Annotated in this window: 25 protein-coding genes, 1 tRNA gene and 1 pseudogene; 14 read left to right on the top strand and 13 right to left on the bottom strand. The window is 61.9% G+C overall.

What is annotated here, in order from left to right:
* Nucleotides 1-146 precede the first annotated feature (146 nt).
* Nucleotides 147-1,190: an LLM class flavin-dependent oxidoreductase gene (locus ABID44_RS07205; RefSeq protein ID WP_354151026.1), complete on the top strand. Its 1,044-nt coding sequence runs from the start codon at nt 147-149 to the stop codon at nt 1,188-1,190.
* A 54-nt stretch (nt 1,191-1,244) separates the two neighbouring features.
* On the opposite strand, the gene ABID44_RS07210 is transcribed toward ABID44_RS07205, so the two are convergent.
* A complete protein-coding gene (locus ABID44_RS07210) occupies nt 1,245-1,691 on the bottom strand; it encodes an iron-sulfur cluster assembly scaffold protein (protein ID WP_354151027.1) in 447 nt (148 codons plus the stop codon).
* A 231-nt stretch (nt 1,692-1,922) separates the two neighbouring features.
* On the opposite strand from ABID44_RS07210, the gene folE reads away from it, so the two are divergent.
* The 3 genes from folE to ABID44_RS07225 all read left to right on the top strand — a co-directional run bounded on the left by folE (nt 1,923) and on the right by ABID44_RS07225 (nt 4,114).
* A complete protein-coding gene (gene folE, locus ABID44_RS07215) occupies nt 1,923-2,561 on the top strand; it encodes a GTP cyclohydrolase I FolE (RefSeq protein ID WP_354151028.1) in 639 nt (212 codons plus the stop codon).
* A gap of 50 nt (nt 2,562-2,611) precedes the next feature.
* Nucleotides 2,612-3,070 (top strand): phosphoribosyl-AMP cyclohydrolase, encoded by a 459-nt coding sequence (gene hisI / locus ABID44_RS07220; protein WP_354151029.1) that lies wholly within the window; start codon nt 2,612-2,614, stop codon nt 3,068-3,070.
* An 84-nt stretch (nt 3,071-3,154) separates the two neighbouring features.
* A complete protein-coding gene (locus ABID44_RS07225; RefSeq protein WP_354151030.1) occupies nt 3,155-4,114 on the top strand; it encodes a patatin family protein in 960 nt (319 codons plus the stop codon).
* Here ABID44_RS07225 and recJ read toward each other — a convergent pair whose 3' ends face one another.
* From recJ to ABID44_RS07250, 5 genes are all read right to left on the bottom strand, one after another.
* The gene (recJ, locus tag ABID44_RS07230) at nt 4,115-5,896 is read right to left on the bottom strand and encodes a single-stranded-DNA-specific exonuclease RecJ (protein ID WP_354151031.1); all 1,782 of its coding nucleotides are present in this window, start codon (nt 5,894-5,896) and stop codon (nt 4,115-4,117) included.
* Nucleotides 5,897-5,954: 58 nt separating this feature from the next.
* Nucleotides 5,955-6,938 (bottom strand): class II fructose-bisphosphatase, encoded by a 984-nt coding sequence (glpX, locus tag ABID44_RS07235; RefSeq protein ID WP_354151255.1) that lies wholly within the window; start codon nt 6,936-6,938, stop codon nt 5,955-5,957.
* Between the two features lie 237 nt (nt 6,939-7,175).
* Entirely contained in the window at nt 7,176-8,489 is a 1,314-nt protein-coding gene (locus ABID44_RS07240; RefSeq protein ID WP_354151032.1) for a homoserine dehydrogenase, read from the bottom strand.
* 48 nt (nt 8,490-8,537) lie between these two features.
* Nucleotides 8,538-9,755, bottom strand: a complete 1,218-nt coding sequence (locus ABID44_RS07245; protein WP_354151033.1) for an LL-diaminopimelate aminotransferase — start codon at nt 9,753-9,755, stop codon at nt 8,538-8,540.
* Between the two features lie 51 nt (nt 9,756-9,806).
* Nucleotides 9,807-10,220: a hypothetical protein gene (locus ABID44_RS07250; protein WP_354151034.1), complete on the bottom strand. Its 414-nt coding sequence runs from the start codon at nt 10,218-10,220 to the stop codon at nt 9,807-9,809.
* Nucleotides 10,221-10,316: 96 nt separating this feature from the next.
* Between ABID44_RS07250 and ABID44_RS07255 the strand changes: the two genes are divergently transcribed.
* From ABID44_RS07255 to ABID44_RS07275, 5 genes and pseudogenes are all read left to right on the top strand, one after another.
* The gene (locus ABID44_RS07255) at nt 10,317-12,158 is read left to right on the top strand and encodes a PHA/PHB synthase family protein (RefSeq protein WP_354151035.1); all 1,842 of its coding nucleotides are present in this window, start codon (nt 10,317-10,319) and stop codon (nt 12,156-12,158) included.
* 215 nt (nt 12,159-12,373) lie between these two features.
* Entirely contained in the window at nt 12,374-13,582 is a 1,209-nt protein-coding gene (locus tag ABID44_RS07260) for a D-Ala-D-Ala carboxypeptidase family metallohydrolase (RefSeq protein WP_354151036.1), read from the top strand.
* Between the two features lie 139 nt (nt 13,583-13,721).
* Nucleotides 13,722-13,796: transfer RNA gene (locus ABID44_RS07265), tRNA-Glu, on the top strand.
* Between the two features lie 286 nt (nt 13,797-14,082).
* Nucleotides 14,083-14,325 (top strand): annotated as a pseudogene (locus tag ABID44_RS07270) (transcriptional regulator); the annotation flags it as partial.
* Between the two features lie 147 nt (nt 14,326-14,472).
* Nucleotides 14,473-14,694 carry an alkylphosphonate utilization protein gene (locus ABID44_RS07275; protein WP_354151038.1) on the top strand — a complete coding sequence of 74 codons (222 nt, stop codon included), beginning with the start codon at nt 14,473-14,475 and terminating at the stop codon, nt 14,692-14,694.
* Nucleotides 14,695-15,098: 404 nt separating this feature from the next.
* Here ABID44_RS07275 and ABID44_RS07280 read toward each other — a convergent pair whose 3' ends face one another.
* Nucleotides 15,099-15,461 (bottom strand): DUF6074 family protein, encoded by a 363-nt coding sequence (locus ABID44_RS07280; protein WP_354151256.1) that lies wholly within the window; start codon nt 15,459-15,461, stop codon nt 15,099-15,101.
* 78 nt (nt 15,462-15,539) lie between these two features.
* Here ABID44_RS07280 and ABID44_RS07285 point away from each other — a divergent pair, with 78 nt between their 5' ends.
* Nucleotides 15,540-15,842, top strand: a complete 303-nt coding sequence (locus tag ABID44_RS07285) for a DUF982 domain-containing protein (RefSeq protein WP_354151039.1) — start codon at nt 15,540-15,542, stop codon at nt 15,840-15,842.
* 41 nt (nt 15,843-15,883) lie between these two features.
* On the opposite strand, the gene ABID44_RS07290 is transcribed toward ABID44_RS07285, so the two are convergent.
* Together ABID44_RS07290 and ABID44_RS07295 are read right to left on the bottom strand one after the other, a co-directional pair.
* Entirely contained in the window at nt 15,884-16,201 is a 318-nt protein-coding gene (locus ABID44_RS07290) for a BrnA antitoxin family protein (RefSeq protein WP_354151040.1), read from the bottom strand.
* A 168-nt stretch (nt 16,202-16,369) separates the two neighbouring features.
* Complete coding sequence (locus ABID44_RS07295) at nt 16,370-16,666, bottom strand: DUF982 domain-containing protein (RefSeq protein WP_354151041.1); 297 nt, start codon at nt 16,664-16,666, stop codon at nt 16,370-16,372.
* A gap of 200 nt (nt 16,667-16,866) precedes the next feature.
* Between ABID44_RS07295 and map the strand changes: the two genes are divergently transcribed.
* Together map and radC are read left to right on the top strand one after the other, a co-directional pair.
* Nucleotides 16,867-17,694, top strand: coding sequence for a type I methionyl aminopeptidase (map, locus tag ABID44_RS07300; protein ID WP_354151042.1), 828 nt, complete (start codon nt 16,867-16,869; stop codon nt 17,692-17,694).
* A gap of 58 nt (nt 17,695-17,752) precedes the next feature.
* Entirely contained in the window at nt 17,753-18,508 is a 756-nt protein-coding gene (gene radC, locus ABID44_RS07305) for a RadC family protein (RefSeq protein WP_378226291.1), read from the top strand.
* Between the two features lie 20 nt (nt 18,509-18,528).
* On the opposite strand, the gene ABID44_RS07310 is transcribed toward radC, so the two are convergent.
* Both ABID44_RS07310 and ABID44_RS07315 read right to left on the bottom strand, forming a co-directional pair.
* On the bottom strand, nt 18,529-18,972 hold the full coding sequence (locus ABID44_RS07310; RefSeq protein ID WP_354151044.1) for a DUF2155 domain-containing protein: 444 nt from the start codon (nt 18,970-18,972) through the stop codon (nt 18,529-18,531).
* 115 nt (nt 18,973-19,087) lie between these two features.
* The gene (locus tag ABID44_RS07315; protein WP_354151045.1) at nt 19,088-19,486 is read right to left on the bottom strand and encodes an NADH:ubiquinone oxidoreductase subunit NDUFA12; all 399 of its coding nucleotides are present in this window, start codon (nt 19,484-19,486) and stop codon (nt 19,088-19,090) included.
* A 180-nt stretch (nt 19,487-19,666) separates the two neighbouring features.
* Between ABID44_RS07315 and panB the strand changes: the two genes are divergently transcribed.
* Together panB and panC are read left to right on the top strand one after the other, a co-directional pair.
* Entirely contained in the window at nt 19,667-20,500 is an 834-nt protein-coding gene (gene panB, locus ABID44_RS07320) for a 3-methyl-2-oxobutanoate hydroxymethyltransferase (RefSeq protein WP_354151046.1), read from the top strand.
* A gap of 1 nt (nt 20,501) precedes the next feature.
* Complete coding sequence (gene panC / locus ABID44_RS07325; RefSeq protein WP_354151047.1) at nt 20,502-21,356, top strand: pantoate--beta-alanine ligase; 855 nt, start codon at nt 20,502-20,504, stop codon at nt 21,354-21,356.
* Nucleotides 21,357-21,371: 15 nt separating this feature from the next.
* Here panC and ABID44_RS07330 read toward each other — a convergent pair whose 3' ends face one another.
* Complete coding sequence (locus tag ABID44_RS07330) at nt 21,372-21,854, bottom strand: GNAT family N-acetyltransferase (RefSeq protein WP_354151048.1); 483 nt, start codon at nt 21,852-21,854, stop codon at nt 21,372-21,374.
* Nucleotides 21,854-23,353 carry an Asp-tRNA(Asn)/Glu-tRNA(Gln) amidotransferase subunit GatB gene (gatB, locus tag ABID44_RS07335; protein ID WP_354151049.1) on the bottom strand — a complete coding sequence of 500 codons (1,500 nt, stop codon included), beginning with the start codon at nt 23,351-23,353 and terminating at the stop codon, nt 21,854-21,856. The genes ABID44_RS07330 and gatB overlap by 1 nt, the downstream gene beginning before the upstream one ends.
* Between the last annotated feature and the right edge of the window lie 101 nt (nt 23,354-23,454).

The raw sequence follows: 23,454 nt of genomic DNA on the forward strand, positions 1-23,454 counted from the left end.
ACCGCAGGAATTGCAATGCGACGACAGCCGGCGTCAAGGATAAGTGAACACTGCGTCTCCATTCGCGCATGTTTGAATGGACAACCCCGCCTCTCTATGTTCGGCGCAACACAAAGCCCGGCAGCAGGCCGGACAGGAGGCTCAAAATGCCCGACACCATCGAACTTGGACTGGACACCTTCGGCGACGTCACCTTTGGTGCGGACGGCAGCCTGCTGCCGCAGGCGCAGGTCATCCGCAATCTCGTCGATCAGGCCGTGCTCGCCGACCACACGAAAATCGACTTCATCGGCGTCGGCGAACATCATCGTGACGATTTCGCCGTATCGGCTCCGGAAGTGGTTCTGGCCGGCATCGCCGCGCGCACGGAACGAATCCGACTCGGTTCCGCCGTCACCGTTCTGAGTTCGGACGATCCTATCCGGGTTTTCCAGCGTTTCTCGACCGTCGACGCCATCTCCAATGGCCGGGCCGAGGTCATCCTCGGACGAGGATCGTTCACCGAATCCTTTCCGCTGTTCGGCTTCGCCTTGTCCGACTACGAAACCCTTTTCAGCGAAAAGCTCGACTTGTTCGCGGCGCTGATCAAGGGCGGCCCGGTCACATGGCAAGGTTCCGTGCGCCCGCCGCTCAGCGAGCAGCGCGTTTATCCGCCCATTGAAAACGGCGCGCTCAAAACCTGGATCGGCGTCGGAGGCAGCCCGGAATCGGTGATTCGCGCGGCGCGCTATCAACTGCCGCTGATGCTCGCCATCATCGGCGGCGACCCGAAACGCTTCCGCCCCTATGCGGACCTCTATCGCGATGCGCTAGCGCAATTGAACGCCCCGACGCTGCCCATCGGCGTGCATTCTCCCGGCCATGTCGCCGAGACGGATGAACAGGCCCGCGAGGAGCTCTGGCCGAGCTACAAGAAGATGCATGACCGCATTGGCGGCGAGCGCGGCTGGGGTCCTGTCTCGATCACCGCTTTCAATTCCGAGGCCGACATGGGCTCGCTCTATGTCGGTTCGCCGGAAACCGTGGCGAGGAAGATCGCGTCCACGGTGAAGGCGCTGGGTGCGACGCGCTTCGACCTGAAATACTCTTCAGGTCCGATGGAGCATGAGAAGATGATGCGCTCCATCGAGCTCTACGGAACGCGCGTCATTCCCATGGTGCGCGACCTGCTGGCGAGCGACGCAGGCTGATCTCGCGGCTCTGATCGCGGGCAACCCTCTCCCCTTGCCGGGAGAGGGCTCGCTTCAGGCAGCTTCACCGGCCTTCGCCTTCTCGATCTGGTCGATGCAATCGACAACCGCATCGAACACCAGCATCGTCGAGGCGTGCCTTGCCTTGTAGTCGCGCACAGGCTCCAGATATTTCAGGTCGTCAAAACGACCCTCCGGCGGCGCGCCGTTTTCCTTCAGCATCTTCAGCATGATCTCGCGCAGGTCGCGCAGTTCCCGAGCGCTCGCGCCGATCACCTTCTGCGCCATGATCGAGGAAGACGCCTGTCCGAGCGCGCACGCCTTCACGTCATGCGCATAATCGGTGACGATGCCGTCCCGCATGGACAGGTCGACGACAACTGTCGAGCCGCAAAGCTTGGAATGCGCCTTTGCGGTTGCGTCGGGGCTTTCCAGCCGACCGATCCGCTCGATATTCCCGGCAAAGGACAGGATTTTCTTGTTATAGACATCGTCGATCATGATTTTCCGGTCCTTCGCCGCCACACGAACAGCGATTTCAGTATCCACACTTTCAATCGTGGCGCCGGCCCAATATATAATGATCATGTTTCGGGAACGGCAAGGTGCCTTTGCACGTCTATGCTTTCCGGAACCCAGTCACGCCGTATTCGGGCCGTTTCTCGACCCCGTAACAGGCTGTGGTCCGTTCAACTCGTTCCTCCGCCGAGGGGAACTACGGGAGACGCCTTTATGGACGCCGTCATCAAGAAAACCATGCCCGCCTCTATCTACATGGAAAAGCCTGTCACCGACCGGCCGAGCCAGCAGGAGGTGGAATCCGCTGTCCGCACCCTGTTGCGCTGGACTGGCGACAATCCTGATCGGGAGGGCCTGATCGATACGCCGAAGCGCGTCGCCAAGGCGTTCCGCGAGATGTTCAATGGCTACGACATGTGCCCCGCCGAGGAACTTGGCCGCACTTTCGAGGAAGTGGCCGGCTACGACGATCTCGTGGTGGTGCGCGACATCCAGTTCCATTCGCATTGCGAGCATCACATGGTGCCGATCATCGGCAAGGCCCATGTCGGCTACCTGCCCGATGGCAAGGTCGTCGGCCTGTCCAAGATCGCGCGCGTGGTCGACATATTCGCCCACCGGCTCCAGACGCAGGAAGCGATGACGGCGCAGATCGCAAACGTCATTCAGGATGTGCTCAACCCGCGCGGCGTCGCCGTGCTGATCGAGGCCGAGCATATGTGCATGGCCATGCGCGGCATCCGCAAGCAGGGGTCAACCACGCTGACCTCCACCTTCACCGGCACCTTCAGCGACAATGCCGAGGAGCAGATCCGTTTCATGACCATGGTGCGTGGCGGCCTGGTGCGCTGAACGCGCCATCCTTCGTCAACCGCCCATCACCCAAAGGGAGAGCAGCCGCAATGGCGCTGACCTTCGCCCCATCCCCAGCAGACAAGGCCGCGCTTGAACGGGAGTATGGATCCTTCACGCCCCGCTTCGACGCCAACGGCCTGATCACCGCCGTCGTGACCGACGCCGCCGACAGCATGCTGTTGATGGTGGCGCACATGAACGCCGAGGCGCTGGCGCTGACGCTGGAGACCGGCGTCGCGCACTACTGGTCGCGCTCGCGCAAGGCTCTGTGGAAGAAAGGCGAGACTTCCGGGAACCTGCAACAGGTCGTCGAACTGCGCACCGACTGCGATCAGGATGCAATCTGGCTGCGCGTTAAGGTCGCAGGCCACGATGCAACCTGCCATACAGGCAGGCGTTCCTGTTTTTATCGGACGGTGGAAGCACGCGACGGCGAGGCCATCCTCGCAGGAGACGGAAGCCCGCCACTGTTCGATGCGGACACCATCTATCGAAAGTCTGACTGACCCGCTCGCCAACTTGCTCTTAAACTGATTCACCTTTTCGATACGGGACAACCATAGACTGAGAACGGGACAAGGGAGATCGTGATGCTCGACTGGGCGTCATTACGCGGCAAACCACAGGTCCGGGAAGCCAATGGGCTTTCTTCGGCGAGCGGTTCGGCCGACTCCTTTCCCGCTCCCCAGAAAGGCATTGCACTGGCGCTTGGCGGCGGATGCGCGCGCGGCTGGGCGCATATCGGCGTGCTGCGCGCCCTTGATGAAGCCGGCGTGGCGATTTCCATGATCGCCGGAACTTCGGTCGGCGCGCTGGTGGGTGGTTGCTATCTCGCCGGCAAGCTGGATGAACTGGAGGAATTCGCCCTCAGCCTCACCAGGCGGCGCATCTTCGGCCTTCTCGACATCACCTTTCGTGGTAGCGGCCTGTTCGGCGGCATGAAGCTCGACGCGCGGTTGCGTGAGCACCTGAACGGCATGCGTTTTGAAGATCTGCCGAAGCCGTTTGTCAGCGTCGCATCGGAAATTCACAGCGGGCATGAAATCTGGCTCTGGAAAGGATCGCTCATCACCGCCATGCGCGCTTCCTATGCGCTGCCGGGCATATTTGAACCGGTGCAGTGCAACGGTCGTCTCCTGGTCGACGGCGCTCTGGTCAACCCGGTGCCGGTGTCGGTCTGCCGGGCCTACGAGCAGCCGGCCGTGGTCGCCGTGAACCTCAGTTCCGACAATTTCGGCCGCGCGGCTGTGATCCGTCACGACGCCGGCAACGGGCTGCCGGAAGAGCCTTCGCTGCCCGCCGCCCAGACGTCAGCGCATGAGGCGCGGCTTGGCATAACCGGCGTGATGTTCGAGGCGTTCAACATCATTCAGGACCGCATTTCGCGTTCGCGACTTGCCGGCGACCCGCCCGACCTGTCCCTTCAGCCCCGACTCAACCATATCGGGCTCGCCGATTTTCACAGGGCCGGAGAAGCCATCCATCTGGGCTATGAAGCCACGATGGCGAATGTGGAGCAACTGAAGCGGCTGCAAAGCACGCTGGTCTGATCACGCCTCGGCAGCGTCCACAATCCTGAACTGGGCGCTTCTGTTGCCGTTCCAGTAGTTGGACGACAGCGAGCCGGCGGTATGGATGGTCGCGCCCCGGCTTTTGAACAGGAAATCCCCCAGCGCGCTATCGGCTGCACGGAAGGCGATGCCCTGAATACGGCCGCCGCTTTCCGAGCGCAGTTCGGCCCTGATGTGATTGGCTCCCACCAGCCGCGCATCGACAAGGCGATGACGCGGCAGGGCGAAGACCGGCGCGACATGGCCCGTGCCATACGGTCCGGCCTTTTCCAACGTATCGAGCAATTGCAGGGTGACGCCCTCAGCCGCAAGCGCGCCATCGATCAGCAGGCTTTCCTTGTCCTGAAGCCGGAACACGTCTTCCGCCGCGCGCTCCTCGAAGAAGGCGCGCAACGCGCCGAGCTTGTCTTTCTCGACCGTGATGCCGGCCGCCATGGCATGGCCGCCACCCTTGACCAGCAAACCGGCCTCCACCGCCTCCCGCACCATGCGGCCGAGGTCGAAGCCCGGCACGGAGCGGCCCGAACCGGTTCCCACCCCGTTTGGATTGAAAGCGATGGCGAAAGCCGGGCGGCGCGCATGATCCTTCAGGCGCGACGCCAGAAGGCCGACAATTCCGGGGTGCCATGAGTGATTGGCGGTGACCAGCACCGCCGGACCGTTGCCGCCGGCAAGCTCGGCATCCGCTTCGGCTCGCGCCTGCGCCAACATCTCGGTTTCCATCGCCTGCCGTTCCTGATTGAGCCGGTCGAGCGTCTCGGCGATGGCTTGCGCCTCAACCGGATCGTCGGTGGCGAGGAGCCGGCTTCCCAGCGCCGCGTCGCCGATGCGCCCACCTGCATTGATGCGCGGACCGATGAGAAAAGCGAGATGAAAGGCGTTGATCGGCTCGCCAATGCGCGCCGCCCGCGCCAGGGCTGCAAGCCCGACATTGGACTGGCTGCGCATGACCTGCAGCCCCTTCACCACGAAGGCGCGGTTGACGCCGGTGAGCGGCACCACATCGCAGACCGTGGCCAGCGCCACAAGGTCGAGCAGGCCGAGCAGATCGGGCGGACGGGCGGCGGGCAAACGGCCGCGCAGCACCTTGGCCATCTGCACGAGGGCGAGGAACACCACGCCCGCGGCGCACAGATGCCCCTGCCCCGACAGGTCGTCTTCCCGGTTCGGATTGACTACCGGTGTATCGGGCGGAAGCGCGCCGCCGAGCTGATGGTGGTCGAGCACCACCACATCCGCGCCCGCTTCCTTCGCGGCTTCGATGGACGGGGCCGAGTTGGTGCCGCAGTCCACCGTCACGATCAGCGAAGCCCCGCGCGCGACCAGTTCGCGCATGGCGTCCGGATTGGGGCCATAACCCTCGAAGATACGATCCGGAATATAAATTTCGGATTCGACATCGAAATGGTCGAGGAAGCGCCTCAACAAGGCCGAAGACGCAGCGCCGTCGACGTCGTAGTCGCCAAAAATCGCCACCTTCTCCTTGCGCATGATGGCGTCGGCGAGCCGGGCCGCCGCCCGCTCCATATCGGTCAGCGATGCGGGATCGGGCAGCAGTTCGCGGATGGTGGGGTCGAGGAAGCGCGCGGCGTCGGCGCTCTGCACGCCGCGCCCAGCCAACACGCGCGCGACGATATCGGGCACGCCGTGGCCCTGCGCGATCGCCAGCGCAATCATGTCCTGGCGATCGCTGAGCCTGTGTTCCCAGAAGATGCCGGTCGCCGAGCGCCGGACATCGAGGAAAAGACGCTTGTCGGCCATCACCGCTCACATGTCCTGAGGGAGATGCGACTATAGGCCGGCGGCGACGACAACGGAATCAGAACTTGTCCAGATCCTGATGACGCGCCTTGATCTCGCGAACGGTACGCGAAGACGAGCGCAGTACGATGGTGTGCGTGGTGATGGAGTTGCGGCCGAACTTCACGCCCGAGAGCATGTTGCCGTCGGTCACGCCGGTCGCCGCGAACAGCACGTCGCCACGCGCCATCTCGTCGGCGCGGTAGACTTTGTTCGGATCGCTGACACCCATCCGAGCGGCCCGCTCCACCTTTTCCGGCGTATCGAGGATCAAACGGCCTTGAATCTGGCCGCCGATGCAGCGAAGCGCTGCGGCCGCCAGCACGCCTTCGGGCGCGCCGCCGATGCCCATATAGATGTCGATGCCGGTCTCTTCGGGATCGGTGGTGTGGATGACGCCGGCCACGTCGCCGTCGCCGATCAGGCGAATGGCCGCGCCCGTGGCGCGCACGGCGTCGATGATCGCGGCATGGCGCGGACGATCGAGGATGCAGGCGGTGATCTCGGAGACGGGAACGCCCTTGGCCTTGGCGAGCCGCGCAATATTCTCGGCTGGCGCCGCATCGATGTCGATCACGTCATCCGCATAACCGGGGCCAATAGCGATCTTGTCCATGTAGACGTCGGGCGCGTTGAGCAGACTGCCCTTCTCGGCCAGCGCCACCACGGCAAGCGCATTCGGCAGGTTCTTGGCGCAAATGGTGGTGCCTTCCAGCGGATCGAGCGCGATATCAACTTCCGGTCCCGCGCCGGTGCCAACCTCCTCGCCGATATAGAGCATCGGCGCCTCGTCGCGCTCGCCCTCGCCGATCACCACCGTGCCCTTGATGGCCAGGCGGTTCAGCTCGGTGCGCATGGCGTCGACGGCGACCTGATCGGCGGCCTTCTCGTCGCCGCGTCCGCGCAGACGCGCTGCGGCCACCGCCGCGCGCTCGGTGACGCGCACCAGTTCCATGGTCAGAACCCGGTCGAGGCCTGCGCTGATCTTGTCTGCCGCATTCATGATCTTGCTCAATCCCTTTTGTCATGCTCCGCCATGGAGCTTCGCCCTGTTTTGTCAAAGGCGCGTGACAACGGCAAGCCCCGCCGCGCTTATCGACAAAAATTCAACAATATCAATCGATTGAAAGAAGGCCTGAAGCGCATCGCGACCTTTTGGAGCTGATCCTTGCCCTTCAGGCCCCTGTTTTCACGCATGTCGTCATACCCGAAAGCGGTTCATGCTTGCGGGGGACATGCCCTAACCGGCCCGTTCGATACGGATGACCTGCGCCTTGTCGACCAGATGCCCGTCTTCCGTGATGCCATCCACCGCCCCGCGCACCGCCGCTTCGGTGGTTTCGTGAGTCACGAGAATGACGGTCTTCTGGGTTTCGGGGTTCGCGCCATTGGCGTGCTGGACGATGGACTCCAGCGAAATCTCGTTTTCGGCCATACGCTGAGCGACGGCCGCGAATACGCCGACGCGGTCATGTACCGTGAGCCGGATGAAGTAGCCGCCCGCATGCGTGCGCATACGGGCCTTTCTATAGGGCTGCAACTCCTTCGCCGGCCGGCCGAAAACGGGACCGTGCTGGAATCCGGGGCGGCTCTTGGCGATATCGGCGATGTCGCCGACGACGGCGGAAGCGGTCGCGTTGCCGCCGGCGCCGGGGCCGGAAAGCAGCAATTCGCCGAGAATGTCGGTTTCGATGGCGACAGCGTTGGTAACCCCATGCACCTGCGCGATGACGGACGCCGTCGGCACCATCGTCGGGTGCACACGCTGCTCTATGCCGCTTTCCGTGCGCAGCGCGACGCCCAGCAACTTGATGCGGTAGCCGAGTTCGCTGGCGGCGCGAATGTCAGCCTGCGTGATGTTCGATATGCCTTCCAGATAGATGTCGTCGGCTGCGATGCGGTTGCCGAAGGCGAGGCTGGTGAGGATGGATAGCTTGTGGGCGGTGTCGTTGCCCTCGATATCGAAGGTCGGGTCCGCCTCTGCATAGCCCAGCCGCTGCGCGTCCTTCAGGCAGTCCTCGAAAGACAGGCCCTCGGCCTCCATGCGGGTGAGGATATAGTTGCAGGTGCCGTTGAGGATACCGAAAACGCGGCTCACAGTGTTGCCGGCCATGGCTTCGCGCATGGTCTTGATGACGGGAATGCCGCCAGCGACCGCCGCCTCGTAATTGAGCAGGATGCCCTTCTCTTCCGCGATTTCCGCAAGCGCCACGCCATGGCGGGCAAGCAACGCCTTGTTGGCGGTCACCACATGGCGGCCGGCTTCGAGCGCGGCTGTCACGCTGGCGCGGGCCGGCCCTTCCTCGCCGCCGATCAGTTCGACGAGCACGTCGATGTCGGCGCTGCGCGCCAGCTCCACCGGGTCGGCGAACCATTGGGCGGCTGAAAGATCGACACCGCGGTCGCGGGTCGAGTCGCGTGCCGAAACGGCGGTCACCACGATTTCACGGCCGCACTGGCGAGTGAGTTCGGCGGCCTTTTCCGTCAGAACCCGCGCGACCGAGGCGCCGACAGTGCCAAGACCGGCTATTCCAACGCGCAATGCTTCAGCCATGAGAGGCCCTGTCCCTTCTTCAAATTCGATAAGACGCGGCGAAAGCTGTCAGCCTCTGGCCGAGAGCGGAACCACATTGTGGGATTGCGCCACGTCCGAGGCGAAGAAGCGCTTGATGTTGCGCGCCGCCTGACGGATGCGATGCTCGTTTTCGACCAGCGCGACACGCACATAGCCATCGCCGTGTTCGCCAAAGCCGACGCCGGGGGCAACGGCCACATCCGCGTGCTCGATCAGCAGCTTGGAGAACTCCAGCGAACCGAGATGACGAAACTGCTCCGGTATCGGCGCCCAGGCGAACATGGAGGCTGCCGGCGCGGGAATGGCCCAGCCGGCGCGGGTGAAGGCGTCCACCATCACGTCGCGGCGCTTGTGGTAGACCTCGCGCACTTCAGCGATGTCCGAGCCGTCGCCGTTCAGCGCGGCCGTTGCCGCCACCTGGATAGGTGTGAAGGCTCCATAATCGAGGTAGGATTTCACCCGCGTCAGCGCCGCGATCAGCCTTTCGTTGCCGACCGCGAAGCCCATGCGCCAGCCGGGCATGGAGAACGTCTTCGACATGGAGGTGAATTCGACAGCGCAATCCATCGCGCCCGGCACTTCAAGCACGGATGGCGGCGGGTTGCCGTCGAAATAGATTTCCGAATAGGCGAGATCGGAGAGGATGACGATGTCGTTCTTCTTCGCGAAAGCGACCACATCCTTGTAGAAATCGAGCGAGGCAACCAGCGCGGTCGGGTTCGACGGGTAATTGAGGATCAGCGCCAGCGGCTTCGGGATCGAGTGACGCACGCCACGCTCCAGAGCCGGGATGAAGCCGTTATCGGGCTCGACCTGCATGGAGCGGATGACGCCGCCGGACATGATGAAGCCGAAGGCATGGATCGGATAGGTCGGATCCGGGCACAGCACCACGTCGCCCGGCGCGGTGATGGCCTGCGCCATATTGGCGAAGCCTTCCTTGGAGCCGAGCGTCGCCACCACCTGCGTGTCGGGATCGAGCTTAACACCGAAACGGCGGGCATAGTAATTGGCCTGAGCCTTGCGCAGGCCGGGAATGCCGCGCGACGAGGAATAACGATGAGTGCGCGGATCGCGCACAACTTCACAGAGCTTGTCGACGATCGCCTTCGGCGTCGGCAGGTCGGGATTGCCCATGCCGAGATCGATGATATCCGCGCCCCGCGCCCGGGCGGCTGCCTTCAGACGGTTGACCTGCTCGAACACGTAAGGCGGAAGGCGGCGAACTTTGTGAAACTCTTCCATGAGACGTCCAGCGATCAGAAACCGTAAAAAATCAGGTGGCGCGGTATAACTCTATTTGCAGGTCGGGTCGAGGGTGGGATCGCACTTGCCTTCGATCTCCCTGAGCGTGTCCTTGCCGTGGCTGGCCGCGAGCTTGCGCAGGGCCGCGCTGTCGTTTTTGGCGCGCGCCGCGCGTCCCGGATCCCGGGCGGCCTCCCGCTCGGCTTCCAGCGCCGCGAGCTTGGCCTTCGCTTCGCCATCCGTGAATTGCGGGGCCGCCTGTCCGGGCCTTATATTGAGATTGGGATAGCTGCCGGTGTCGCGCGGGCCGACCACATTTCCACCCGACGCATAGGGCGCGGACGGCTGGACATCGCCGGAAGGCGAACCGGCGCAACCCGACAGCGCCGTCAGCACCACCGCGACTGCAACGGCGAGTGAAAACTTCCGGCTTGTAACTGACGCTTTTTCGATACCCGCTGTCATCTTGAATCCGTGTAATCCGGCATAGACCATGTTGGACCCTATCCGCTCACCCATGTTATCATGTCAACCACAGGGCCAGGGAGAATTGCGCGAACCATGTCCGAAAATGCGGGCCAAGGCAAAGGCGAAAGTGACGGTCGCTCCCCCATCGATCAGTATCTGGTGAAGGACCCGGAGCTTTTCGCCCTCAATCTCGCCCGCATGATCGAGCAGGCCGGCAAGGCCGCTTCCGCATGGGTGCAGCCGCGCGAAAAGGGTGAAGTTCGCGACCACATGGCCGAGCCGATGGCCGACATGGTCAAGACGTTTTCCCGGCTTACCGAATACTGGCTGTCCGATCCGCAGCGCGCAGTCGAGGCGCAGACGCGTCTTTTCGCCAGCTACATGGATGTGTGGATGCGCGCGATCCATCGCCTCAACGCAGCGCCCGACGCCGCCCCTGCCGAGGATGTCGTGAAATCGGAGCGCGGCGACAAGCGCTTCCAGGACCCCGAATGGGGCCGCAACGCCTTTTTCGACTTCATCAGGCAGACCTATCTGGTGACGTCGAAATGGGCGGCCGATCTGGTGGAGCAGACCGAGGGGCTGGACGAGCACACGAAGCAGAAGGCCAATTTCTATGTGAAGCAGGTCTCGGCGGCGATGTCGCCATCCAATTTCCTCTTCACCAACCCCGAAATCTTCCGCGAGACCATGGCCTCGCACGGCGAAAATCTGGTGCGCGGCATGAAGATGCTGGCCGAGGATATCGAGGCCGGCAAAGGCGATCTGAAACTTCGGCAGGTGGACTACACCCGCTTCTCAATCGGCGAGAACATCGCCGTATCCCCCGGCAAGGTGGTCGGGCGCAGCGATGTGGCGGAGATCATCCAGTATTCGCCCTCGACCGAAAAGGTGCTCAAACGACCGCTGCTGATCTGCCCCCCATGGATCAACAAGTTCTACATCCTCGACCTGAACCCGGAAAAATCCTTCATTCGCTGGGCCACCGAAAAGGGGCATACCGTTTTCGTCATCTCCTGGGTCAACCCGGACGAGCGCCACGGAGCCAAGAACTGGGAAGCCTATATAAGGGAAGGCCTGCAATACGGCCTCGACATCGTTGAGAAAGAGACTGGCGAAAAGGAGGTCAACGCGATCGGATACTGCGTCGGCGGCACGCTGCTTTCCGCCGCGCTCGCGCTGATGGCGCAGGAGGGCGACAACCGGGTGCGATCCGTCACCTTCTTCACCACGCAGGTCGACTTCACCCTTGCCGGCGACCTGAAGGTGTTCGTCGACGAGGACCAGATCGGCGCGCTGGAACGCGCCATGCAGGAGAAGGGCTATCTGGACGGCACGCGCATGGCCACCGCCTTCAACATGCTGCGCTCCGGCGACCTCATATGGCCCTATGTCGTCAACAACTATATGCGCGGCAAGGACCCTATGCCGTTCGACCTGCTCTACTGGAATGCCGATTCCACACGCATGACCGCAGCCAACCACTCCTTCTACCTGCGCAACTGCTATCTGGAGAACAACCTCTCCGCCGGGCGGATGGAACTGGCGGGCCGCACCATATCGCTCGCCGACATCAGCATCCCCGTCTACAACCTCGCCGCGAAAGAGGACCACATCGCCCCGGCCCGCTCCGTATTCCTGGGTTGCAAATTCTTTGGCGGGGACGTGGAGTATGTGATGGCCGGCTCCGGTCATATCGCCGGCGTGATCAATCCGCCGCATCTTGCCAAGTACCAGTACTGGACAGGCGGAAAACCTGTTGGCGAATTCGATCAATGGTTCGCCAAAGCCGTTGAAACGCCGGGTTCCTGGTGGCCGCACTGGCGCAAATGGATCGAAAGCCAGAACAACAGGCGCGTCGACGCCCGGATTCCCGGCCAACAGATTCAGCCTCTGGGTGAAGCGCCGGGCACGTATGTACGTGTGCGTGTGTAACAATCTGTAATGTCTGGTGAGTTGACGGAAAGCCCGAAGCGGGTGAAATGGCTGCGTCAACTATCTGGTAATCTTATTCTGTCGATAGTCGCCGAATTCACAGCAAGGTTGCCGATTTGACACAGGTCCCGTTTGCGAACCGGGGGACACGATCAAGTCGATGCTGACGTCACAACGCCTGCGTCGATGCGATATCGGACGGAATGCAAGGGAGTTTGGTTTTGAAATCAGCAGGATCGCGCCTCGCAAAAGGTGAATGCCGACTTATTACGGCTGCTCTCCTGTCCGTCCTTCTCGCCTCCTGCTCCTCGACCGGCGACCCGGCGCTTTCCGTAGGCATGCCCGGCTACAACGCTGCGGAGTTCTCGTCCGCTTCCGCAGCCGGTCCTGCGTTCACCGCCGAATCAGAATCCTCCTATTCCAGCGAGCCGCAGCAGCTCATGAGCGCCGAAGGCGACACCGATCTGCCGGATCAGGTGGCATTCATGCCGGCTGTGAAACCGGATACATCCTTGACCGCCCTTGCAGCAGTGGATGGTGAAGCCCAGCACTCGCTGCAAGCGCAGGCCGCAACCCTGACGCAGGCTTCCCAGCCACAGGAAAGCCAGCAAGCCGCCGCTCCCGCCCCGGAAACGAAGCCGGAGACCTCCACCTCCGCTCAGGTCGCTTCAGTCCAGCCGGCGGAACAGCCAGCAGAACTCTACGTGACGGCCACAGAGCCTTCGCCTCAGACGGACGCTCCCAAGAAGAAGGGCTTCCTTGCATCCTTCTTCGGTGGCGGGTCTGCGGCGAATTCAGGCAAGGCGCAGGCCAAACCCGTCGTTACACCGGCAAAGACGGCCAAACCGGTGGTGACATTGGCGTCCGCAGAGCCCGTCAAGCCCATCGTGGCGTCCGCAAATGTCGAGCGGAGCAATTTCTCCGGCGACGCGCTTCCAGGTGTCCGCCAGAACGCCCTTTTCGAGATCAAACGCAAATCCGGGATCGATGACGACAGCGACGTCGACATCAATGAGGATGAAGGTTTCGGATCCTATCAGGTCGCCTCGGCTGCCGGCCTTGCACGCCTCGCGCCGAACGGTCTCCTGAAGCAAACCGAAAGCGTGGATGTCGCATGCCTCAAGCCTTCGCTGGTTCGCGTGCTCAAGACCATCGAGAACCACTACGGCAAGAAGCTGATCGTGACCTCCGGCTACCGCGATCCTACCCGCAACCAGCGCGCGCGAGGGGCCAAGAACTCGCTGCACATGTATTGCGCCGCGGCTGACGTGCAGGTTCCGGGCGTCAGCAAATGGGAACTGGCCACCTATCTGCGCTCCATGCCGGGGCGTGGGGGCGTCGGCACCTACTGCCACACTGATTCGGTTCACGTTGACGTCGGGCCCGAACGTGACTGGAACTGGCGCTGTCGCCGGCGCAAATAGAGCTGACAGCGAGGTTTTTCCCTGCCGGAATAGCCGATCCGGCGCTGGTGAAAAACATTTCGAGAAAAAAGTTGTCGCAGGGCGGGTTGATGGGTTGCCCGTTTCGAACAACCCAACTATATACCGCCCTCATCTGAGCGCGCCCATCGTCTAGCGGTCAGGACGCCGCCCTTTCACGGCGGAAACAGGGGTTCGATTCCCCTTGGGCGTACCAGATATTTCAAACACTTCACCACAGTTCCAAAAGCTTTGTGGCAAGCGGCTTCCGGTGTCGGAAGGCCAATTGCGTAACACGCTTTTGCAATTCGTCATTGGCATGCGAAGCCGCGCGATGCGATCTATCAGGAGCGGCGGACCTTCGGGCGAGCTTGCGGGGGCGGCTTCAGGCAATGCTCCTTCGGGAGCGCCGCCCTTGAATATTCCCCGACAGCGCCGCGATTGATCAGACGGGTTGCCGTGCTATGGTGGCCATGGCGGTTTCCTGAAGGCGGGTCGAGACATTGAGTGAAGCGGATCAGGTCAGCGGGCGGCAGATTGCGGCCGGCAGGGTTCTGGCAGGTGTAGGACAGGACAGACTGGCCAAACTCGCCAATATTTCCGTCACCACCCTGCGGCGCATGGAATCGAGCGAAGGCCCGGCCAGCGGGCTGCTCAACAATGTCCGCGCTGTCAAAGCCGCGCTGGAAAACCTCGGCATCCGTTTCATTCCCGAAAATGGCGGGGGCGTCGGCGTACGCCTCAAATTCAACTCTTCCGAAGTCCGGCGTATAGCCACGCTCGAAGGCGAAGGCGGGATCGTCGCCGACGACGACTTCTGATACATCACCGTCTGCCGGTCGGCGCCCTGTCCAGCGGGGACGATTCGGCGCAATGCAATAAGGAACAGAACAATGACCGACATCGTGGTTCGCGACAGCAATGGCAACCAGCTCAACGATGGCGACAGCGTGACCCTCATCAAGGATCTGAAGGTCAAGGGCACTTCAGAAACCATCAAGCGCGGCACGGTGGTGAAAAATGTCCGGTTGAACGGCAATCCGGGTGAGATCGAAGCCAATACGAAACAGGTCAAGGGCCTGGTTCTGAAAACGGAATTCGTGAAGAAGGCCTGAGCGCCGCAGGAGCGTAAAGCGGAACATCCGGCAGCCAGACAACGCGGCCAGGGCTGCACATGCCGTATCGTAACCGTGCACATGAGCCGGCAAAGCCTCGCAATTAACTTAACTTTGACTCTTACGCCCCATATCCGGAAGCATGAGCCAAAGTGAAGACAAACCGGCCCCGCGCCGCTGGGAGACGCTGATCTGCCTCGCGCGCGTTGGCGTGCTTTTCGCGCCCGCCTTTGTGGGCCTTCTGGCTTTGGCTCTTCTCTCGGCCCGCGAACCTGACAAGTCTTCGCCGCAAGGCATCGATCTGTTCATGACCGGATCGGTTCGAAGGTAATTCCCACAGCCCCGGATAGCCGTTGCGAGCTCTTACCGGAGCACGCCGCTAGCAATCACGCCCCCTGATCCGATCAGGCGGTTCCATCACGCTGCTGGTGCAGATAGCTACCCTGAAGTTCGATCTGAACCGCATCCTGAAGACCAAGGATCTCGCTGCGGATCGCGTCGTCAGCGAGGCCCGCACGCCGCATCTCGGCAACAATACCGGCAATGCGTTCGCGCCAGAAAATATTCGCAGCCGGACCATGCACGACCTTGAGATCGTCCACGATAGAACGAATGAGCCGGGTGCGGGAGTGAAGCGGGAAAGGAATCAAATCAGCCATGGCGGCATGCTTGGGCCAGCATGGTTTACAGTTGGTGAACGCGAGGCGTTTCTTTGTATTCAAAATCGAAACGGACGGGTGCTTGAAACCCGCCGTCGTGATGAACATATCCACAGAAGGTGGACAGCGCCGGGTCGCAACCCCCTTTTTTTCAACATGTAAGCTCTTTGGCTTCAGGAGGACCTGATGAGCAGAAAGACGTTCGACAGCCCCGTTTTCATAAAGAACGGCAACCGCCTGATACAGGAAATCGCCTGTCTCGAAGATGCCCTTGAGTTCCTGTACGACTGGCCGCAAGGCAGGCGCGGCCCGATCCATGCAACGGCCCTCAGGGCCTGCCAGAAGGCCTTCGAGACGGACTATCCGCTGAGCGCAGCCCGAAGCGCCTTTGTCGGCTTCGCAAAATCCTGCCGCATTCTGGAAGATGTCGGCGCCGCCATGCCCTGGGCGCAGACGCCGACTGCTTCCTCGGGCGGCATGAGAGCGTAGCGGAACCGGCTTTCACCGATCATGCAGCGCGCAGAACGGGCTCACAGCTTCGCTGCGCGCAACACCTCGTTGATGCGGGACTGCCATCCCGGCCCCGTGGCCTTGAACTTGGCGATCACCTCCGGGTCGAGCACGTTTTCCATGTTAAGCCCGCCCTGCGGCGCAGGTGGGGGACGACGCCAGCGACGGCGCTCGTCAATGGCGTTCAGAACATCGCAGGCCGAGCGCGCCTCGCTTTCGGAGAGGCTGCACAGCACCCTATCGCCAAACACCGCTGGCGTTTCTTCCTCGCCATCCCACACGGTCCAGAGATTGGTGGGGTCAAGGACGACACTGAATCGTTTCTCTCGAATCGACATTCTCGCTGCTTCCGGTATGCACCCCCGACAGCAGGTTGTTTTCGATTCCTATCGCTGGACTGTTAATATGAACAGCGAGATTGTATTCAAATAAATATCTGTTTTTATTAAATTTTTACACGTCGGTGACGGCAACCGGAGACAATTCCGACCGTAGCCATGACTTGCTCAGCTGAGCTTTGACGCCGCTTCGTTTTCGAGGTTGACCGGCACGGTCATGTCCCTGGCGAGAAGTCCGCTGACGCGGCAGAAAGCCGCAAGCGCGCGAAAGGCCTCTTCGGTCGACATGACATCGACGCTTGCGCCAAAACAGGCATCCAGCGCCGCCTGGAAAAGCGGACCCTCGCGGCCAACCGGCCAGTTCTGAAGAAAGTCAAGCGCCTGTTCGACCCCGTAGATTTCCTCAACCGGGGAGTCGGGCGTTGTCCGGATACGTACCGGCACCGCGAATTGCAGCCTGTCCATTTGACGCCTCACAGCAATGAGAGCACGGCGGCATCGTCGTCAGCGCCGCCGTCTTGCACCTCCACCATGCTTTCAATGCGATCCGGAGGCTGAGGTTCCGCGGATGCACCAATTCCGCTGTATGGGTTGAAGCGGCGCGCAATCGATGCCACATGATGGCAGATAAAATTCAAGCCATCGTCCGAGCCCAGTCGTCCGCCATGACAACCTATCTTGACGCCGAGACCGCACCGTTACGCAACACCGGCCAGATTCGCCTGTATAACGAGGAAGCCTTTGCGGGCATGCGCAAGGCCTGCAATCTGACCGCCCGTTGCCTCGACGAACTCGCCGACCTCGTGCATCCCGGCGTGACGACCAACACGATCGACCGTTTCGTGTTCGAGTTTGGCATGGACAATGGCGCTCTGCCCGCGACCCTCAATTATCGCGGTTACACCAAATCCACCTGCACCTCGATCAACCACGTCGTCTGTCACGGCATTCCTGACGACAAGCCGCTGCGCGACGGAGACATCGTCAATATCGACGTCACCTATATCGTCGACGGCTGGCATGGCGACGCCAGCCGCATGTATCCTGTCGGCGGCATCAAGCGGGCCGCCGAACGGCTTCTGGAAGTGACCTATGAATGCCTGCTGCGTGGCATCGCCGCGGTGAAGCCCGGCTCACGCATAGGCGCGATCGGAGCCGCCATCCAGAGCTACGCCGAAGGCGAGCGCTGCTCCGTAGTGCGCGATTTCTGCGGCCATGGCGTCGGCCGCCTGTTCCATGACGCGCCGAACATTCTGCACTATGGCAATGTGACGGACGGCGTGGAGATGCGCCCCGGTATGATCTTCACCATCGAACCCATGATCAATCTCGGCCGCCCGCATGTAAAGGTGCTATCCGACGGGTGGACAGCGGTCACGCGCGACCGCTCTCTTTCCGCGCAGTACGAGCACACGGTCGGCGTGACCGAAACCGGCTGCGAGATCTTCACCCTGTCGCCCAAGGGGCTCGACCGTCCAGGTCTGCCAGCATAACATCTGCAAAAGGCGGCAATGCCGGCGTGCTCGATGCGTGGGGAACGGGCGGGAGCGTATGAGCAAGAAATATGGGGATTCTCACGGGTTTTTGGCGGAACAATCCGTCGTGCTCGCGCGAGAGACCCAGGTAGCGCGGGAGAAACCACATTATCTCGGCCATCGCGAACGTCTGCGGGAGCGTTTCCACTCTTCCGGACACAGCGCCCTGCCCGATTACGAGTTGCTCGAACTTCTGCTGTTTCGCCTCATTCCGCGCTCCGACACCAAACCCGTAGCCAAGGCCCTGCTTGCGCGTTTCGGAACGCTGGCCGAGGTTCTTGGCGCACCCACGAACCTGTTGCAGGAGGTGAAAGGGATAGGGCCGGCAGTTGCGCTCGACCTCAAGATCATCGCCGCAGCCGCCCAACGCATGGTGTTGGGCGAGATCAGGGAGCGCGAGGTTCTGACCTCATGGTCGCAGGTGCTGGACTATTGCAAGGCGGCGATGGCGTTCGAGGAACGTGAGCAGTTCCGCATCCTGTTCCTCGACAAGAAAAATGGCCTGATCGCCGATGAGGTGCAGCAGACCGGCACTGTCGACCACACGCCGGTTTATCCGCGCGAAGTGATCAAACGGGCGCTGGAACTGTCGGCCACAGCCATTGTTCTTGTCCACAATCATCCATCGGGTGATCCCACGCCGTCGCGCGCCGACATCGACATGACGAAGGAAATCATCGAAACCGGCAAGCGGCTCGGCATCGCCGTGCACGACCATCTGATCATCGGCAAGCAGGGCTATGCATCGATGAAAGGTCTGCTGCTGATCTGACTAAAAGCGGGCCGGCCGGCCTAGTTCGTCTTCGCGGAATCCGGCGCCGGCACATCCGACTTCTGCTTGCAGTCCTTCAGCCACACATCATACACGGCGTGTTCGACGGCGTTGAGGCCGGGGCTTTCGGCGAACATCCAGCCGGTGAAGATGCGCCTGATCTTGCGATCCAGCGTGATCTCATCGACCTCCACGAAAGAATCGGTCTTCGGCGCTTCCGCGCCCGGACGGGAGTAGCAGATACGCGGCGTCACTTGCAGCGCGCCGAACTGCACAGTCTCGTCAATATAGACATCGAAGGAGATGATGCGGCCGGTGATCTTGTCCAGCCCCGCAAACTCCGCCACGGTGTTGGACACACGCTCGACTGCGCCCTTCTCCTGCGCATGGGAAATGCCGGAAAGCGCGCAGATAGCGGTCAGCGCCGCCGCCACGCGGATCGAGATAGGGCCCATTACCCTCATGCAGAAACACCGAATGTTGCGCCAGTCCTGATTCGAAAGGCTAGCGGTCGTTGCGGACGAGGCAACCAGCTAAACGCAAAATGTGGCAAGAAATGCCTTGGCGGAGCGGATTCGTTCAGGATCCGGGCGTCCAGGCGTCGTAGTCACCGGTAACCTGCGGGCGATGCCCGGCGCCGAGGATCGACCCCTTGGGGCGATAAGCGGCCGGAGTGCCGGTCAGGTTCGCCTGATGCGGCTTCTCCCATTCGAACGGCTTGTAGTCTTCCTTCACCGGCGCGATGTCCACGCGATGATGAATCCAGCCGTTCCAGCCCGGCGGGATCGCCGAGGCTTCCGAATATCCGTTGTAGATCACCCATCGGCGCGTGCGGCCTTCGGAATCGATCCCGCCTTCGTAATAGACGTTGCCGAATTCGTCCTCACCGACGCGCTTGCCCTTGCGCCAGGTGTGGAAGCGCGTGTTCAAATTCTGACCATTCCACCAGGTGAAAACCTGCAGCAGAAACTTCTTCATCCAATCCTCGCCGGGCAAACCTGCCTGCCAGATGCTTATGACCCCGCCATATGGCAATGACAAGCGTCTTGGGCAAGCCTTTTGCTATTGCGGTGCACAATGCGCCTTGCCAAGCCGTCTTCATATTTCTAATGCTCCCTGCCCATCGGGGCCATGCGGCAAAAATACCGGAGGAAGAAAATGGCACCTGTCTTGTCGGCGCAATCGCACGCCAGAACGGAAGCCATCCGCGCCCGCAAGGGCGCTGAGCCGATCGTTTGCCTTACGGCCTATACCTACCCCATCGCACGGCTCCTGGAACCGCATGTCGACCTTCTGCTGGTCGGTGACAGCGTGGCCATGGTTCTGCACGGCCATGAGAACACTCTGGGCGCCACCATGGAGATGATGATCCTCCATGGACAGGCGGTCATGCGCGGCGTGCGCAACGCCTGCGTGGTCATCGACATGCCGGCAGGCAGCTATGAGGCGTCGCCGGAACAGGCGCTGGCTTCCGCGACCCGGCTTTTCGAGGAAACGCATTGCCATGCCGTGAAACTGGAAGGCGGCGCCGACATGGCCGATCGAATCGCGGCAATTGTCGAGGCCGGCATCCCGGTGATGGGCCATATCGGCCTTCAGCCGCAATCGGTGGAAAAGGAAGGCGGCTACAAGATCAAGGGCAAGACCGACGAAAGCGCGGCCAAGCTTCTGAATGATGCGCGCGCCGTGGAACAGGCCGGCGCATTCTCGCTGGTGATCGAGGGCACGCTTGAGCCGATTGCGGCCGAAATCACACGCAACCTGTCGATCCCCACCATCGGCATCGGCGCGAGCGCCGCCTGCGACGGCCAGGTGCTGGTGATTGACGACGCGGTGGGACTAACCGTCGACCGGGTGCCGAAATTCGTCAAGGAATATGCCGACCTTCGCAATGAAGTCGCCAAAGCGGCGATGAGCTATGCAGCAGAAGTGCGCGCACGCGCCTTCCCGACAGCGGACCATGTGTTCCGCAAGCAAGCGCCAAAGGCCTGACATGAGCGGACCGCATATTTCGCGCACCATCGCCGACCTGCGTACAGAGCTAAAGGGCTGGCGACAGCAGGGGCTGAGCGTCGCCATGGTGCCGACCATGGGCGCGCTGCATGAAGGCCACCTGTCGCTGATGCGCGAGGCGTTGTCGCGCGCCGACCGCTGCATCGTCTCCATCTTCGTCAACCCGACACAGTTTGCGCCGACTGAGGACCTCGATAAATACCCACGCCAGCTTGAGCACGATATCGAGCGTCTCAGAGAGGTTGGCGTGCATCTCGCCTTCACGCCCTCCCCGGACGAAGTTTACCCAAAGGGTTTCGCCACCAAAATTATTGTCGGCGGCCCATCGGCCGGGCTCGAAACCGACTTCCGCCCGCATTTCTTCGAGGGCGTCGCCACTGTCGTAACAAAACTGTTCCAGCAGGCGACACCCGACTGCGCCGTGTTCGGCGAGAAGGACTATCAGCAGCTTTGCGTGGTGCGCCAGATGTGTCGCGACCTCGATATTCCCGTCGAAATCGTCGGCGCGCCGACCGTTCGTGACGAGCATGGTCTCGCCATGTCCTCGCGCAATGCCTATCTCGATGAGGCGCAACTGGCCATCGCGCGCCGTCTGAACGTTATTCTGCGCGGAGCGTCGGCCGCTATTTCCGGTGGAGCCGACCCCGCTGCGGAGACGGCCAGCGCCAGCCTGGCCCTGCTCGATGCGGGCTTCAAAACCATCGACTATGTCGCGGCGCGCGAATGCGGTTCGCTCGGACCATGGCGACCTGAAACGGAAGGGCGTCTGCTGGCCGCCGCCTGGCTCGGCAGCACTCGACTCATCGACAATGTCGAGATCGCCGCGCGGAGCTGAGGGCCCGGCGACCGGTTACGCCAGCGGCTTTTCCATTACCAGAATGGAAACTTCAGGGTGCGTTTGCGCCGGCCTGCCGAAATCCGAAAATCCCCGCGCGCGGTAGAAGGAAACCGCCGCGGCGTTTTCCCTTTCCACCTCCACCCGCACCATGCGAGCCTCGGGAAAACATTGCTCGATCTCTTCCAGCAGCATGGCGCCGACGCCCGCCCCCTGCTTTTGCGGCAGAACATAGAGCTGGCGCAAAAGCACGAGCTTCCCGTCGTCTATCGCGGTCGCGAAAGCCATGCCGGAAATCGCCTCGCCGTCGTCGGCCACGAGAAACTCCGAATGCGGGTGCGTCAGCCTCGCCCGGAGCGAGGCCATTGAATGCCATTCGGCGGTGATCTCGTTCACCCGTTGCGGGCCATAGATCGCATCATAGGTCGCATGCCACGTTTCGGCGAGCAGCGTCCTGATCGCCTCAAGGTCGCGCTCGCCGGCCGTGCGAACGAACACTACTCGATGCCCAGCCTGGCCTTGACCAGATCGTTGACGGCCTGCGGGTTGGCCTTGCCCCCGGTCGCCTTCATCACCTGCCCGACGAACCAGCCGGCCAGCGTCGGCTTGGCGCGGGCCTGCTCGACCTTGTCCGGATTGGCGGCGATCACCTCGTCCACCGCCTTTTCGATGGCGCCGGTGTCGGTGACCTGCTTCATGCCGCGCTTTTCCACAATATCGCGCGGATCGCCGCCTTCGTTCCAGACGATCTCGAACAGGTCCTTGGCGATCTTGCCGGAAATTGTGCCTTCCTTGATGAGGTCGAGCACCGCACCGAGCTGATCGGGCGAAACAGGAGTCTCTTCAATGCCTTTGCCGGCTTTGTTCAACGCGCCCAGCAGATCGTTGATGACCCAGTTGGCCGCCAGCTTGCCGTCGCGCGCCACTGTCACCTGCTCAAAATAATCGGCGATCGCCTTTTCCGAAACGAGGATCGAGGCGTCATAGGCGGACAGGCCAAGCTTGTCGACGAAACGCGCCTTCTTGTCATCCGGCAGCTCGGTCAGATCGGCGGCGAGCGCATCGACATAGGCCTGATCGAACTCCAGCGGGAGCAGGTCCGGATCCGGGAAATAGCGGTAGTCGTGCGCTTCCTCCTTGGAGCGCATGGAGCGCGTCTCGCCCTTGTTGGCGTCAAACAGGCGCGTTTCCTGATCAATCCTGCCGCCGTCCTCCAGAATGGCGATCTGGCGGCGCGCCTCATATTCGATGGCCTGACCGACGAAGCGGATGGAATTGACGTTCTTGATCTCGCAGCGCGTGCCGAAGCCCTCGCCCGGCCGGCGCACCGAAACGTTGACGTCGGCGCGCATCGAGCCCTCGTCCATGTTGCCGTCGCAGGTGCCGAGATAACGCACGATCGTGCGCAGCTTGGTGAGATAGGCCTTCGCCTCGTCGGAGGAGCGCATGTCGGGCTTCGACACGATCTCCATCAGCGCCACGCCGGAGCGGTTGAGATCGACATAGGACATGGTCGGATGCTGATCGTGCATCGATTTGCCCGCGTCCTGCTCCAGATGCAGGCGCTCGATGCCGATCTCGATGTCCTCGAACTCGCCTTGTCTGTCGGGACCGACGGAAACGATGATCTGGCCTTCGCCGACGATGGGCTGCTTGAACTGCGAAATCTGGTAGCCTTGCGGCAGATCCGGATAGAAGTAGTTCTTGCGGTCGAAGACCGATTTCAGGTTGATCTGCGCCTTCAGGCCAAGGCCGGTGCGGATCGCCTGCCGGACGCATTCCTCGTTGATGACCGGCAGCATGCCGGGCATGGCAGCATCCACCAGCGACACATTCGCATTGGGAGCAGCGCCGAACGCCGTGGAGGCGCCGGAAAACAGCTTCGATTCCGATGTCACCTGCGCATGGACCTCCATGCCGATGACCACCTCCCAGTCTCCGGTTGCGCCGGAGATGAGGCGTTTGGGGTCGGACGTGCGTGTATCTACGAGAGTCATGTGCGGCCTGTCGTCTGTTCGGATGGACCGGAATAGGTTCCTTATCCGGCCGGTATAGATCGTATCGCTTCGCTAGTGCAAACCGCACGGCCAGACAAGCG

Origin of the sequence: Aquamicrobium ahrensii, from assembly GCF_040545755.1 — a bacterium.
Lineage (GTDB): Bacteria > Pseudomonadota > Alphaproteobacteria > Rhizobiales > Rhizobiaceae > Mesorhizobium > Mesorhizobium ahrensii.